Consider the following 14,453-nt stretch of genomic DNA (forward strand, 5'->3'; position numbering starts at 1 on the left):
GCGGCGGGTACGGTGGCCTCATGGCGACCAGTACCAAGACGACCTCGCGCGGGCGCGGCAGCGCGACTCCGCGCTCCGGCGCGCCGCGATCCGGCCGGGGCTCGGGCAAGGCGGCCGCTGAAACGAAGACGGTGGCCTTCGAGTCCGCCCCGCGCACCAACCCCGCCGTGCGGCTCTGGATGGCGCTGGCCCACCTCGCGGGCGGCGCCGCCCGCGCCCTCGGTCCCGAGCGGCTGGCGAAGGAGGAGCGCCGCGACGGCGTCCCCTTCCTGCTGCTGCTGCTGGCCGTCGCGGGCGCGGTGGTCGAGTGGTTCCTCGCGACCGACCCGGTCGCCCTGGTGCTCGACGCGTGGAGCTTCGGCGGCTTCTTCGGCCGTGTCGCCTACGTGCTGCCGGTCGTCCTTCTCCTCTTCTCCCTCTGGCTCTTCCGGCACCCCCGGTCCGTCGACGACAACGGGCGGATCGGCGTGGGCGTCATCACGCTGCTCGTCGCCTCCGCCGGCATCTGCCACGCGCACCTCGGCCTGCCGCAGCCCGGCCAGGGAATCGAGTCCATGGCGGCCGCGGGAGGCGTCCTCGGCTGGCTGGTGGGCGCCCCGCTCGCGGCGATCGCCACCGTCCCCGGCGCGACCGTGCTGCTGTCTCTCGTGATCCTGCTGTCGCTGTTCATCATCACCAAGACCCCGCCGAACCGCATCGGCGCGCGCTCGCGGGAGCTCTACGGCTACCTCTTCGGCGCCCCCGTGCTCGACGACGAGGAGCGCGCCCGCCTCAAGGCCGAGCGGGCCGCCGCGAAGGCCGCGGCGAAGGCGGAGGCCGAGCAGGAGGAGGACGCGCAGCAGGACGGCGGAGAGCTGCCCTGGTGGCGGCGCACCGAGTCCGGGCGCGAGGACGAGCCGACCGTGCAGACCGAGCTCCCGATCGACTCCTTCACCGAGGTCATCGAGGGCGCCGCGCCGGCCCGCGGCCGCGCGAAGGGCCTCGACACCGCGCTCGAGGAGCGCGACGACGAGGCCCACCCGCCGACCCGCTCCTACGCCACCGAGGTGCTGGCCGAGGCCGAGACCGCCGAGGCGGCGCTCGCCCGCTTCGAGCAGACGGGCGCTCCCCGCGGCGCGACCGGCGTGGTCGACGACGACGCGACCGAGGTCATCCGGCTCGACCGCCTCGACGTGGCGCCCGCCGTCCCGATCCCGCCCGTCATCGAGACCGGCCCGATCGCGCCCCTCGCCGAGGAGGACCCGACCGCCGGTTTCGACTCCTCGTTCGAGGACGACGCGCCGTACCGCCTCCCCTCGGCGGCCGCCCTCTCGACGGGCACGCCCTCCAAGGCGCGCTCGGCGGCCAACGACGAGATGGTCCGCGCCATCACCGAGGTGCTGCAGCAGTTCAACGTGGACGCGACGGTCACCGGCTTCTCCCGCGGCCCGACCGTCACCCGCTACGAGATCGAGCTCGGCCCCGGCGTCAAGGTCGAGCGCGTCACCGCGCTCAGCAAGAACCTCTCCTACGCCGTCGCCAGCAACGAGGTCCGGATCCTCTCCCCGATCCCGGGCAAGAGCGCGATCGGCGTCGAGATCCCCAACACGGACCGCGAGATCGTCTCCCTGGGCGACGTCCTCCGCTCGCCGGCCTCGACGACGTCCACGCACCCGATGACCATCGGCGTCGGCAAGGACGTCGAGGGCGGCTACGTCGTGGCGAACCTCGCCAAGATGCCGCACCTCCTGGTCGCCGGCTCCACCGGCTCCGGCAAGTCCAGCTTCGTCAACTCGATGATCACGAGCCTGCTGATGCGCGCGCGCCCGCAGGACGTGCGCATGGTCCTGATCGACCCCAAGCGCGTGGAGCTCACCATCTACGGCGGAGTGCCGCACCTGATCACTCCGATCATCACGAACCCCAAGAAGGCCGCCGAGGCGCTGCAGTGGGTCGTGAAGGAGATGGACATGCGCTACGACGACCTGGCGTCGTTCGGGTTCCGCCACATCGACGACTTCAACGCGGCCGTCCGCGCCGACGAGATCAAGCTCCCCGCGGGCAGTAGCCGCGTCCTCAAGCCGTACCCGTACCTCCTCGTGGTGGTCGACGAGCTCGCCGACCTGATGATGGTCGCCCCGCGCGACGTCGAGGACTCGATCGTGCGCATCACCCAGCTCGCGCGCGCCTCGGGCATCCACCTCGTGCTGGCCACGCAGCGGCCGAGCGTCGACGTGGTGACCGGCCTCATCAAGGCGAACGTGCCCAGCCGCCTCGCCTTCGCGGTGACCAGCGTGACCGACTCGCGGGTCATCCTCGACCAGCCGGGAGCCGACAAGCTCATCGGGCAGGGCGACGGCCTCTTCCTCCCCATGGGGACCAACAAGCCGATGCGCGTCCAGGGCGCCTGGGTCCGCGAGGACGAGATCGCGAAGGTCGTCGAGCACGTCACCCGTCAGGCGCAGCCCGAGTACCGCCAGGACATCACCGTGCAGGCGCAGCGCAAGGAGATCGACTCCGACATCGGGGACGACCTCGAGCTGCTGGTCGCGGCGGCCGAGCTCGTCGTCAGCACGCAGTTCGGCTCGACCTCGATGCTGCAGCGCAAGCTCCGCGTCGGCTTCGCCAAGGCCGGCCGACTGATGGACCTGCTCGAGTCGCGCGAGGTCGTCGGCCCCTCCGAGGGGTCGAAGGCCCGCGACGTGCTGGTCACCGCCGAGCAGCTGCCGGGCGTCCTCGCGCGGATGCGCGGCGAGGACCCGGGCGAGGGGCCGGCCGCGCCGTCCTCGGTCGCCCCGGATCCGTACGCGGATCCGCTGGCCGAGCCGACGGGGCCCGCCGCCACCGACTACCACGACGACGACGAGGGGTCCGGCGAGGACGCCTGGACGCTGACGGGACGCGAGTGACCGTCCCGGTCGCCCGCACTGCGAGGAACGGCGGAACACGATGACCCACCCCACCGCACCGGCTCCGGCCGCGTCGGGCAACTGGAACCTGCCGAACGCGATCACGGTCCTCCGGATCCTGCTGGCGCCCGTCTTCTTCTGGCTCCTGCTGGCCGACGGGGGGCAGGACGGCGGGATCCGGATCGCCGCGGCGCTCCTCTTCATCGTCGCGATCGCCACGGACGGCATCGACGGGCACATCGCCCGGAGCCGGGGCCTCGTGACCGATCTCGGCAAGCTCCTGGATCCGATCGCCGACAAGGTGCTGACCGGTGCGGCGCTCGTCGGGCTCTCGATCCTCGCGGAGCTGCCGTGGTGGGTGACGATCGTCATCCTGGTGCGCGAGATCGGCATCACCGTCTTCCGGATGGCCGTGCTCTCGGACCGGGTGATCCCGGCGTCGCGGGGCGGCAAGCTCAAGACGATCGTGCAGTCGATCGCGATCTCCCTCGCTCTGCTGCCGCTCTGGGCCGTCCTCGGCGAGTGGGTCCACTGGCTGAACGGCATCACGATGACGGCCGCGGTGGTGCTCACGGTCGCCACCGGGATCGACTACCTCGCCGACGCCGCCCGCCAGAGCCGGGCCGCCCGGTCGACGCGGTGACGGCCGCGCAGCTGATCGCCGAGCTCCGGCGGCGGGGTGTCGACCTCGCCGTCGCGGAGTCCCTCACCGGCGGCGCGCTCAGCTCCGCCCTCGTGGAGGTGCCCGGCGCCTCCGCCGTGTACCGCGGGGGAGTGGTGAGCTATGCCACCGACCTCAAGGACCGGCTCCTCGGGGTCGACGCGCGCGTCCTCGGCGAGCGGGGTCCCGTCGATCCCGCAGTCGCTGTGCAGATGGCGCGCGGAGCGTCCTCGCGGCTCGCGGCCGACGGGCGTCCGACGCTCGGCCTGGCGACCACGGGGGTCGCCGGTCCGGATCCGCAGGGGGACGCGGCCGTCGGCACCGTCTTCGTGGCGGCCGTCCTCGGCGAGGACGAGCTCGTCCGTGAGCACCGGTTCGACGGCGACCGCGCCGCGATCCGCGCCGCCTCGGTCGACGCGGCCCTCGCCCTCGGCGCGGAGCTGATCGCCCGCGGCGCATGAGGCGGATACCCAGCGAGGGCCCTCCGGGAATCGGAATGCGCCGCATTGCGGCCCGGTTACAACTGGTGTCGCTCACACGCAAAGTCCAGTCATCCGGTATTAGAGTCGACACCATACGAACCGGGTAGTGAACAGCTATCCGGTTCTCTCGTCCCAGCCCCCCGATCACCCGCTCCGGAATCTCCGGCGCTCGTGCTCGCGGTGCAGGTGCACGACATGCGGTTGACGTGGAGAAGGAGGGTCCAGTGGTTCTAGTTCGTCAGGAGATCGGCGATGTCCTCAGGGACTTTCGCCTGCAGAAAGGTCGTACGCTCCGTCAGGTGGCGAGCAAGGCGAGCGTTGCGCTCGGCTACCTGAGCGAGGTCGAACGCGGTCAGAAGGAGGCCTCCTCGGAGATCCTCGCCTCTGTCGCCGACGCCCTCGACACCCCCATCTCGGTGATCATGCGCGAGGTCGGCGATCGTCTCGCCGTCATCGAGGGCATCGACACCATCCCCGACACCATCCCGGCCGACATGGTCGCCGGCTTCGACGCGGACCTCGTCACGCAGTAGTCGGCCCCCGTCCCCTCCACGCACCGCACCCGTTCCACGCGAAGGGCGCCCAGGCTCCGGCCGGGCGCCCTTCGGCGTTCCCGGGGGAGTGCGGCCTCCGGGCAGCGGCTACCGTGGATGCATGCGCTTGAGCGAGTTCTGGCAGCTGGTGGACGACGAGTTCGGCGGCGCGTACGCCCGTGTCCTGGTCTCGGACCTCGTGCTGACCGAGCTCGGGGGCCGCACCGCCGAGCGCGCCCTCGCGGACGGAGCGGAGCCGCGCGAGGTCTGGCTCGCCCTCTGCCGCGCCAACGACGTCCCGGAGGCCCGGTGGCACGGCGTGGATCCGCGGAAGCGCCACCGCTGACGCTCCCGTCGCCGAAGCCGTGTTCGACACGCCGACGGCTCGTGCTCGAATCCGTGTTCGAACGGGTCTAGGCTCCTCCACAGAAGCAGGATCGGCCCCGTCTCCACGGAGTCGCTCTCGCTCGGCCCCGATGTCGGTGGTCGGGCGTACCGTCGGAGACACCTGAACGGACCTGCTTCACCGCCTTGTCGCAGCCGGCCGGCACTGTCACTCCGACAGCCACCGGCATGTCGCGACAGCCTGTAGGCGACACCACCACGAACACGAGAGCGAGACGGCCATGCCCAGTTCCTCCGACCGCGAGAAGTCCCTCGAGACCGCACTCGCCCAGATCGACCGCCAGTTCGGCAAGGGCGCCGTCATGCGCCTCGGCAGCGACGACCGCGCTCCCGTCGAGGTGATCCAGACCGGTTCGATCGCGCTCGACGTCGCGCTCGGGATCGGCGGGCTCCCGCGCGGCCGCATCGTCGAGATCTACGGCCCCGAGTCCTCCGGAAAGACCACCCTCACCCTGCACGCGATCGCGAACGCGCAGCGCAACGGCGGCATCGCCGCCTTCATCGACGCGGAGCACGCGCTCGACCCCGAGTACGCCAAGAAGCTCGGCGTCGACATCGACTCCCTCCTCGTGTCGCAGCCCGACACCGGAGAGCAGGCGCTCGAGATCGCCGACATGCTCGTGCGCTCGGGCTCGATCGACCTCATCGTGATCGACTCCGTCGCGGCCCTCGTGCCGCGTGCCGAGATCGAGGGCGAGATGGGCGACTCCCACGTCGGCCTGCAGGCGCGCCTCATGTCCCAGGCGCTGCGCAAGCTGACCGGCGGACTGAACACCACGAACACCACGATGATCTTCATCAACCAGCTGCGCGAGAAGATCGGCGTCTTCTTCGGAAGCCCCGAGACCACGGCGGGCGGCAAGGCGCTCAAGTTCTACGCGTCGGTCCGCCTCGACATCCGCCGCATCGAGACGCTGAAGGACGGCACCGACGCGGTCGGCAACCGCACGCGCGTCAAGGTCGTGAAGAACAAGATGGCCCCGCCCTTCAAGCAGGCCGAGTTCGACATCCTCTACGGCGTAGGCATCTCCCGCGAGGGCAGCCTGATCGACTTCGGCGTCGAGCACGAGATCGTCCGCAAGTCGGGCGCCTGGTACACCTACGACGGCGACCAGCTCGGTCAGGGCAAGGAGAAGGCGCGCCAGTTCCTCATCGACAACCCCGATGTGGCCGCCGAGATCGAGAAGCGCATCCTGGTCAAGCTCGGCGTGATCGTCGACCCGAACGCGGCCGTCGAGGCCGCGCCGGTCGCGATCGAGACCAAGCAGCCCGTGCGCAAGGGCGCCTAGCCCGTGGCGGAGAAGGCCGCGGAGGGGGCGAAGGGCCGCCCCGTGGCCTTCCTGCCCTGGGTCGACCGGGGTGCGGCGGGCGACGAGGGCTGGGCTCCGGCGGCGCCGGACGCAGACGGGGCCGGGTCGCTTCCGGATCCGTCCGGAGCCGGAACGCCGGGTACCAGTGCTCCCGGGGCGGCCGCAGGCGAGTCGGAAGGCTCCGCCGTCGGGGGCGCCGCGTCTCCGGCCTCCGAGCGGATCGCCGAGCTCTCGGCTCATGTCGCCCGGCGCGCGCCGGCGTTCGTCGAGAACGCGGACGACGAGGACGACGAGGACGCGATCGAGATCCCGGAGGAGATCGATCCCGAGCAGGTCGCGGATCGGATCGTACGGGGGCTCTCCCGCAAGAGCCTCTCGGTCGCCGAGGTCGAGGCGCGCCTCTACACGGAGGGCGTCGCCGAGAAGGACGCCCTCGAGATCCTCGAGCGCTTCACGCGCTTCGGCTACCTCGACGACCTCCGCATGGCGGAGCAGCTGGTCGTCTCGCTCCGTGACCGCAAGAAGCTCGGCCGCTCCTCCATCCAGCAGGAGCTGCGCGCGCGGAAGATCGACCCCGAGGCGATCGCGTCAGCGCTCGACGAGCTGGACGGCGACGACGAGTACCGCACGGCGCTCGAGCTCGCGCGCAAGCGCCTGCCGAGCCTGCGCTCTCTCTCCGACGAGGTCGCCGAGCGCCGGCTCACGGGATTCCTCGCGCGCCGCGGCTACGCCGGCGGACTCGTGCAGCGCGTCGTCCGCGAGACGATCCGCAAGCCGGGGTCGAGCGTCCGCTTCCGCTGACACGGCGGGCCGAGAGCGGTCCGACCGGAGCGTAGAATCCCACACCATGAGCACGCTCGGTACCGCCCCGCCGCCCGTCGCCGAGACCCGGCCGAGGACCTACGAGGTCCGTACGTTCGGGTGCCAGATGAACGTGCACGACTCCGAGCGGCTGAGCGGTTCGCTCGAGGCGGCGGGCTACGTGTCCGCCGATGGAGCCGAGGCCGACGTCGTCGTGATCAACACCTGCGCGGTGCGCGAGAACGCCGACAACAAGCTCTACGGCAACCTCGGCCACCTCGCGTCGGTGAAGCGCCGACACGAGGGGATGCAGATCGCGGTCGGCGGCTGTCTCGCGCAGAAGGACAAGAACGTCATCCTCGACCGTGCCCCGTGGGTCGACGTGGTCTTCGGCACGCACAACATGGGCGCCCTCCCTAGCCTGCTCGAGCGCGCCCGCCACAACGACGAGGCGCAGCTCGAGATCCTCGAATCGCTCGATGTCTTCCCCTCCACGCTCCCCACGAAGCGCGACTCGACCTACAGCGGCTGGGTCTCGATCTCGGTCGGCTGCAACAACACCTGCACCTTCTGCATCGTCCCCTCGCTCCGCGGCAAGGAGAAGGACCGGCGTCCCGGCGACGTGCTCGCCGAGATCCAGGCGCTCGTGGACGACGGCGCGATCGAGGTCACCCTTCTCGGCCAGAACGTGAACTCCTACGGCGTCGAGTTCGGCGATCGCCAGGCGTTCTCGAAGCTGCTCCGCGCGGCGGGCACCATCGACGGGCTCGAGCGGATCCGCTTCACGAGCCCCCATCCCGCGGCCTTCACCGACGACGTGATCGACGCCATGGCCGAGACGCCGGCGGTGATGCCGCAGCTGCACATGCCGCTCCAGTCCGGCTCCGACCGCGTCCTCAAAGCGATGCGCCGCTCCTACCGCTCCGAGAAGTTCCTCGGGATCCTCGACCGGGTGCGCGATCGCATCCCGCACGCGGCGATCAGCACCGACATCATCGTGGGCTTCCCCGGTGAGACGGAGGCCGACTTCCAGGAGACCCTGCGGGTGGTCGAGGCGGCCCGCTTCGCCTCCGCCTTCACCTTCCAGTACTCCATCCGGCCCGGCACCCCGGCCGCGACGCTGCCCGACCAGATCCCCAAGGCGGTCGTCCAGGAGCGTTACGAGCGGCTCGTCGCCCTGCAGGACGCGATCAGCGAGCAGGAGAACCGCACGGTCGTCGGCCGAGAGGTCGAGGTCCTCGTCGCGACCGGCGAGGGCCGCCGCGACACGGAGACGCACCGGCTGAGCGGACGCGCCGAGGACAGCCGTCTGGTGCACTTCGACGTGCCCGAGGGCTCCGAGCAGCCGCGTCCCGGAGACGTGGTCTCCGTCCGGGTCACCCGTGCCGCCCCCTTCTACCTCCTGGCGGATTCGCCCGACGGCGCGCCGCTCCGCATCCGCCGCACCCGCGCGGGCGACGCCTGGGACCGGGCGCAGACCGAGTCCTGCGGAGTTCCGGCCGCCCCGGGCGCGAGCGGGGCGCCCCGGGTCTCGCTGGGCCTGCCGTCGCTGCGCGTGCGCGACGCCGGCACGCTGACGACGCCGATCTACGACGCCCTCGATGGCGAGCGCTGAGACCGGAGCCCCCGATACCGCGCCGGAGCTCATCGCGATCGTCGGCGCGACCGGCACGGGCAAGTCCGACCTCTCGCTCGAGCTCGCCGAGGTGATCCGGCAGGACGGCGGCGCCGCTGAGATCGTGAACGCCGACGCGATGCAGCTCTACCGCGGGATGGACATCGGCACCGCGAAGCTGCCCGCCGACGAGCGTCGGGGCGTCCCGCACCACCTGCTCGACGTCCTCGACGTGACGGAGGAGGCGTCGGTCGCCCGCTACCAGAGCGAGGCGCGGCGCGTGATCGAGAGCGTGCTGGCGCGCGGGGCGACGCCGATCCTCGTCGGAGGCTCCGGTCTGTATGTCTCCAGCGTCGTCTTCGAGTTCTCGTTCGCGGGCACCGACCCGGCCGTCCGGCGCCGGCTCGAGGAGACCGCCGAGCGGGAGGGCCTGGGCGCCCTCGTCGAGCGGTTGCGCCGGATCGACGCCGGAGTGGCCGAGCGGATCGGTCCGCACAACGCCCGGCGCATCGTCCGCGCGCTCGAGATCGCGGAGCTCACCGGCGGGAGCACGCACAGCGCGCTGATGTCCGACGAGCCGGTTCCGTGGCGCCCCGCCTCGATCCTGTTCCTCGAGGCTCCGCGGGAGGAGCTGGTGCAGCGCCTCGACCGGCGGGTGGAGCGGATGTGGGCGGCCGGGATGCTCGACGAGGTCGAGCGGCTCGTCCCCCTCGGCCTTGAGCGCGGCGTCACCGCCGGGCGGGCCATCGGGTACGCCCAGGCGCTCGCCCAGCGTGCCGGCGTCCTCCGCAAGGAGGAGGCGATCGCGGCGACGCAGGCGCTCACGCGCCGCTACGCACGTCGGCAGAACAGCTGGTTCCGGCGCTACGCCGGCGCCCACCGGCTCCCGTACGACGCGCCGGACCTGGTGTCGCGGGCGCACGCCGCCGCCCAGGCCGCCGCTCCCGCTCCTCGCTAGGCTGTGCGCCATGACGATCGAGCTGCACTTCACCAAGGGCCAGGGCACCGGCAACGACTTCGTGCTCTTCAGCGACCCGGACGGTGAGGTCGACCTCTCGCCCGCGCAGATCGCGATGATCTGCGACCGCCACTTCGGCGTCGGCGCCGACGGCGTCATCCGTGCCGTCCGCTCCCGCGCGATCCCGGAGGGCGCCGCGGCTCTGGCCGAGGAGAGCGAGGCGGAGTGGTTCATGGACTACCGCAACGCCGACGGCTCGATCGCCGAGATGTGCGGCAACGGCATCCGCGTCTACGCCGCGTTCCTGCTCGCGGGCGGCCTCGCGGCGCTCGAGCCCGGCGACACCCTGCCGATCGGCACCCGCGCCGGCGTCCGCGACGTCACCCGCAGCGGTGCCGGGTTCCAGGTCGACCTCGGCCGCTGGGAGCTGGCGGGCGGCGAGCCCCTGGTGCGGGCGAAGGAGCTCAAGGTCGCGCGCCCCGGTCTCGGGATCGACCTCGGCAATCCGCACGTGGTCGTCGCCCTCAGCAACGACGAGGAGCTCGACTCCGCCGACCTCTCCTACATCCCGCAGCTCGACCCGGAGCCCGAGGACGGCGCGAACGTCGAGTTCGTGGTTCCCGGCGAGCCCCTGGTCCACGACGGGATCGGGCGGATCCGGATGCGCGTGCACGAGCGCGGCAGCGGCGAGACCCTGAGCTGCGGCACGGGTGCCGCGGCGGCGGCACTGGCGGTGCGCTACTGGGCGGGAGCCCGCGCTCCGCAGGCCTGGCGCGTGGAGGTCCCGGGCGGCACGCTCGGCGTGACGATGTTCGCGGCGGAGGAGGGCGAGCACGTTGGGCTCTCCGGCCCGGCCGACCTCGTCTTCACCGGGACGATCCGGATCGACTGAGGACCCGGTCAGGCCAGGCGGGTCGTCCGGAGCACGCGGAAGCCCTTCGCCGAGGAGACGCGCTCCACGTCGAGCCGCCCGGCGAACGCGGCGCCCAGCCAGGTCTGGAGCGAGTCTGAGCCGAGGTTGCGCTGCACGACGAGCCAGGCGTCCGCGCCCTCCTCGAGCCGCGGCAGCCAGCGCTCGAGCAGGAGGTGCAGCTCCTCCTTGCCGATGCGGATCGGCGGGTTCGACCACACCGTGCGGAAGCGGACGTCGTCGGGAACATCCTCGGGCAGCACGGCGTTGACATTGAGGACGCCGAGTTCCTCGCAGTTGCGACGGACCAGCTCGAGCGCCCGCTGGTTGACGTCGACCGCCCACACCCGGGCGTCGGGGGAGGCGAGGGCGAGCGCGAGGGCGATCGGGCCCCAGCCGCAGCCGAGATCCAACAGGTCCCCGTCAGCGGGGGCGTCGGGCACCGCGTCCAGCAGGACGCGCGTGCCGAGATCGACGTGACCGGGGCTGAACACCCCTCCTGCCGTCGTGACCTCGAGGTCGCGGCCGGCCAGGCGGGCCTGGATCCTGCGGGGCCGGAGGTCGCCGTCGGGAGTACTCGAGAAGTAGTGCTCGGCGGCCATGAGAAGTGAACCTATCAAGACCTGAGGAGTTAGTGTTATCCGGATGACGGAAGACCTGAACGAGACCGACACGACCGAGGCCGTGGACGTCGTCTCGAGGGTCCTGGCGAACGCGCAGTCGCGTTCGGCAGGGTACTCGCGCTTCGTCGCGGGTGGAGCCCAGGCGCTGCAGAGCGCCGGCCACGAGGGCGAGAACAGCGACGGCGAGCAGTTCGACCGCGACGACCGGCAGGCGCTGCGACGCGTCGCCGGCCTCTCGACCGAGCTCGAGGACGTCACGGAGGTCGAGTACCGCCAGCTGCGCCTGGAGAACGTCGTGCTCATCGGCGTGTACTCGCAGAATTCGCTGGAGGACGCGGAGAACTCGTTGCACGAGCTCGCCGCGCTCGCGGAGACGGCGGGAGCGACGGTCCTCGACGGCCTGCTCCAGCGCCGCCCGCACCCCGATCCGAGCACCTACCTCGGCAAGGGCAAGGCCCAGGAGCTCGCGGGGCTCGTCGCGGCCCTCGGCGCGGACACGGTCGTCGCCGACACCGAGCTCGCACCGAGCCAGCGGCGTGCGCTGGAGGACGTGGTGAAGGTCAAGGTGATCGACCGCACCGCGGTGATCCTCGACATCTTCAGCCAGCACGCGAAGAGCCGTGAGGGCAAGGCGCAGGTCGAGCTCGCGCAGCTCGAGTACCTGCTCCCGCGACTGCGCGGCTGGGGCGAGTCCATGTCCCGCCAGGCCGGCGGCCAGGTGGGCGCGGGAGCCGGAATGGGCTCGCGCGGTCCGGGTGAGACGAAGATCGAGCTCGATCGTCGCCGCATCCACACCCGCATGGCGCGCCTGCGCAAGCAGATCACGGCGATGAAGCCCGCCCGCGAGGCCAAGCGCGCGAACCGCAAGCGCAACGCCGTCCCCTCGGTGGCGATCGCGGGGTACACGAACGCCGGCAAGTCGAGCCTGCTGAACCGGATGACGCACGCGGGCGTCCTCGTCGAGAACTCGCTCTTCGCGACCCTCGACGCCACCGTTCGCAAGGCCCAGACGAAGGACGGGCGCCTCTACACGCTCGCCGACACGGTCGGCTTCGTGCGAGCGCTTCCGCACCAGCTCGTCGAGGCCTTCCGGTCGACGCTCGAGGAGGTCGCGGACTCCGATGTGATCGTCCACGTCGTGGACGCCTCCCACCCCGATCCGGCCGGGCAGATCGCCACCGTGCGCGACGTGATCGGCGAGGTGGGCGCCCGCAGCATCCCCGAGATCATCGCCTTCAACAAGGCCGATCTGGTGGACGAGGGCACGCGGCTGGTGCTGCGCGGTCTCGCTCCCGACGCGGTCTTCGTGTCGGCGCGCAGCGGCGAGGGCATCGACGAGCTGGAGGCGCGGATCGCCGAGATCCTGCCCGAGCCGGACGTCGAGATCGACCTGCTCGTGCCGTACGACCGGGGCGACGTGATCTCGCATCTGCACCGCAGCGGCCGGATCCTGTCGACGCAGTACGTCGAGGGCGGCACCCACGTGGTCGCCCTCGTGCACGCCGACCTGGCGGGCTCGCTCACCGAGTTCGCGGTTCCGCGCGCGGCCGTCCAGGCCTGATCGCCACCACCCGAGCGCCTGTCTCCCCGTCCGGGCGGCGGGCGCTCGGCGCATCCGGGAGGGGGTGCGGCGTCCCGCATCATCGACCCGCTCCGGAGGTCGGGGGGTTCGGCGATCTCGTGTCGGCAGCTCTCTTCCGCCTTCCCGTGACCGCGACGGAGGGGCGCGCGCCCCGATCGCCCGTGCCCGTCGAATGCAGGAGCGGCCCGACCGGCTGCACGCCGGTCGGGCCCCTCCTGCACGCCCGGTGTCAGACCGAGCGGAGGACCGCCACGATCTTCCCGAGCACCTCTGCCTCGTCGCCGAGGATCGGCTCGAAGTTGGAGTTGCGGGGCAGCAGCCAGGTGTGGCCGTCGCGCTGGCGCAGCACCTTGACGGTGGCCTCGCCGTCGAGCATGGCCGCCACGATCTCGCCGTTCTCGGCGGTGCGCTGCGAGCGGACCACGACCCAGTCGCCGTCGCAGATCGCGGCGTCGATCATCGACTCGCCGACGACCTTGAGCATGAAGAGCTCGCCCTTGCCGACGAGCTGCCGGGGAAGCGGGAACACCTCGTCGATCTGCTGGTCGGCCATGATCGGCACGCCCGCCGCGATCCGGCCGACGAGGGGGACCATCGCCGCGTCGCCGACCGTCGCGGTCGACTCGAACGACCCGTCGTCCTCCGTCGAGCTGGGGACGTCGATGAGGATCTCGAGGGCGCGGGGCCGGTTCGGGTCGCGGCGCAGGTAGCCGCTGAGCTCGAGCTGGTTGAGCTGGTGGGTGACGCTCGACAGCGAGGCGAGGCCGACCGCGTCGCCGATCTCGCGCATGCTCGGCGGGTAGCCGCGGCTCGACACCGAGCGCTGGATCGCGTCGAGGATCGCGAGCTGCTTGGCGCTCAGGCTCTTCCGGCGCCGGCCTGCGGCTGCCTTCGTCTTGGCGGCCGGGGTCCCGGCCCTCTGCGCGTCGCTCACGATGCTCCCTCTTCCCGGTGCGCACGCCGCGTGCGCGCCCGCCCGGTCGCGACCCGACAAGGAATGTCGGTGGTCGCTGCTCTACTACGACCAGGCTCTCGAAACTGTATCCGCCGGAAGTCACGACTCGGAACATTCGTTCGAGTGTGTCGCACGCGAGTCCGCTCGCGGATCAGCCGGACCGGTCCCTTGACCGCTCCGTCGTTCGAAGATATGTTCGGTACAGGCGTTCGGGGCGGCCCTCCCGGCCGAGGGCCTCCCCGAATCCCTGTTGAAAGGAGCGATCCCATGACCGCACAGCTCACCTCCCGCCCGCTCCAGCGCTCGTCCGCGGCTCGGCCCGTCGAGGTACTGCCGTCCGCTCCCGAGCCGATGAGCGCGTTCGGTGAAGCGCGGATCGTTCGCACCCGTCTGCGCCTCACGCGCCGCGGCCGCGCCGTGGTGGCCGCTCTGGGGGCCCTGCCGATCGTGGCGGGCGCCTTCGCCTTCGGGCTCAACGGCGGTGGAGCGATCGCGTCGAGCGACGCCGCTGCGGTCGAGTTCCAGTACGTCACCGTTCACGCGGGCGAGTCGCTCTGGTCGCTCGCCGAGGAGCTCGCCCCGCAGGCGGACCCGCGCGACGTGGTCGACGACATCCTCTCCCTCAACCAGCTCTCGAGCGCGGGCGTCGAGCCCGGGCAGCGCCTCGCGGTCCCGGCCGAGTACGACACCGCTCGCTGAGCCGGGCTGCCCGGACGTCCGCACCGGGTGC

14 protein-coding genes are annotated in these 14,453 nt (G+C 71.8%); 12 read left to right on the forward strand and 2 right to left on the reverse strand.

From position 1 onward, the window contains the following. The first annotated feature begins 20 nt into the window (after positions 1-20). The 10 genes from C5B92_RS11650 to dapF all read left to right on the forward strand — a co-directional run bounded on the left by C5B92_RS11650 (position 21) and on the right by dapF (position 10,545). Positions 21-2,888, forward strand: a complete 2,868-nt coding sequence (locus C5B92_RS11650; protein WP_104255567.1) for a DNA translocase FtsK — start codon at positions 21-23, stop codon at positions 2,886-2,888. A gap of 40 nt (positions 2,889-2,928) precedes the next feature. Then, on the forward strand, positions 2,929-3,531 hold the full coding sequence (gene pgsA / locus C5B92_RS11655) for a CDP-diacylglycerol--glycerol-3-phosphate 3-phosphatidyltransferase (protein WP_104233268.1): 603 nt from the start codon (positions 2,929-2,931) through the stop codon (positions 3,529-3,531). Continuing rightward, positions 3,528-4,010, forward strand: coding sequence for a CinA family protein (locus C5B92_RS11660; RefSeq protein ID WP_104255568.1), 483 nt, complete (start codon positions 3,528-3,530; stop codon positions 4,008-4,010). The genes pgsA and C5B92_RS11660 overlap by 4 nt, the downstream gene beginning before the upstream one ends. 245 nt (positions 4,011-4,255) lie before the next feature. Further along, complete coding sequence (locus tag C5B92_RS11665; RefSeq protein WP_068207524.1) at positions 4,256-4,564, forward strand: helix-turn-helix domain-containing protein; 309 nt, start codon at positions 4,256-4,258, stop codon at positions 4,562-4,564. Between the two features lie 121 nt (positions 4,565-4,685). Then, complete coding sequence (locus C5B92_RS11670; protein WP_104350420.1) at positions 4,686-4,910, forward strand: DUF3046 domain-containing protein; 225 nt, start codon at positions 4,686-4,688, stop codon at positions 4,908-4,910. A 280-nt stretch (positions 4,911-5,190) separates the two neighbouring features. Continuing rightward, on the forward strand, positions 5,191-6,258 hold the full coding sequence (recA, locus tag C5B92_RS11675; RefSeq protein WP_104224475.1) for a recombinase RecA: 1,068 nt from the start codon (positions 5,191-5,193) through the stop codon (positions 6,256-6,258). 3 nt (positions 6,259-6,261) lie between these two features. Continuing rightward, positions 6,262-7,080 carry a regulatory protein RecX gene (locus C5B92_RS11680; RefSeq protein ID WP_104255569.1) on the forward strand — a complete coding sequence of 273 codons (819 nt, stop codon included), beginning with the start codon at positions 6,262-6,264 and terminating at the stop codon, positions 7,078-7,080. Positions 7,081-7,126: 46 nt separating this feature from the next. Beyond that, a complete protein-coding gene (gene miaB, locus C5B92_RS11685) occupies positions 7,127-8,695 on the forward strand; it encodes a tRNA (N6-isopentenyl adenosine(37)-C2)-methylthiotransferase MiaB (protein ID WP_104255570.1) in 1,569 nt (522 codons plus the stop codon). After that, entirely contained in the window at positions 8,682-9,653 is a 972-nt protein-coding gene (miaA, locus tag C5B92_RS11690; RefSeq protein ID WP_104255571.1) for a tRNA (adenosine(37)-N6)-dimethylallyltransferase MiaA, read from the forward strand. The genes miaB and miaA overlap by 14 nt, the downstream gene beginning before the upstream one ends. Positions 9,654-9,663: 10 nt before the next feature. After that, the gene (gene dapF, locus C5B92_RS11695; RefSeq protein ID WP_104226308.1) at positions 9,664-10,545 is read left to right on the forward strand and encodes a diaminopimelate epimerase; all 882 of its coding nucleotides are present in this window, start codon (positions 9,664-9,666) and stop codon (positions 10,543-10,545) included. A gap of 8 nt (positions 10,546-10,553) precedes the next feature. Here the strand turns inward: dapF and C5B92_RS11700 are convergent, their stop codons facing one another. After that, complete coding sequence (locus C5B92_RS11700) at positions 10,554-11,165, reverse strand: class I SAM-dependent methyltransferase (protein ID WP_104224480.1); 612 nt, start codon at positions 11,163-11,165, stop codon at positions 10,554-10,556. A 43-nt stretch (positions 11,166-11,208) separates the two neighbouring features. On the opposite strand from C5B92_RS11700, the gene hflX reads away from it, so the two are divergent. Next, a complete protein-coding gene (hflX, locus tag C5B92_RS11705; RefSeq protein ID WP_104224481.1) occupies positions 11,209-12,747 on the forward strand; it encodes a GTPase HflX in 1,539 nt (512 codons plus the stop codon). A gap of 250 nt (positions 12,748-12,997) precedes the next feature. On the opposite strand, the gene lexA is transcribed toward hflX, so the two are convergent. Continuing rightward, positions 12,998-13,702, reverse strand: a complete 705-nt coding sequence (gene lexA, locus C5B92_RS11710) for a transcriptional repressor LexA (RefSeq protein WP_104224482.1) — start codon at positions 13,700-13,702, stop codon at positions 12,998-13,000. A gap of 288 nt (positions 13,703-13,990) precedes the next feature. Between lexA and C5B92_RS11715 the strand changes: the two genes are divergently transcribed. Continuing rightward, positions 13,991-14,422 (forward strand): LysM peptidoglycan-binding domain-containing protein, encoded by a 432-nt coding sequence (locus C5B92_RS11715; RefSeq protein WP_308471155.1) that lies wholly within the window; start codon positions 13,991-13,993, stop codon positions 14,420-14,422. The last annotated feature ends 31 nt before the right edge of the window (positions 14,423-14,453 follow it).

Source organism: Rathayibacter sp. AY1A4, from assembly GCF_002930955.1.
GTDB lineage: Bacteria > Actinomycetota > Actinomycetes > Actinomycetales > Microbacteriaceae > Rathayibacter.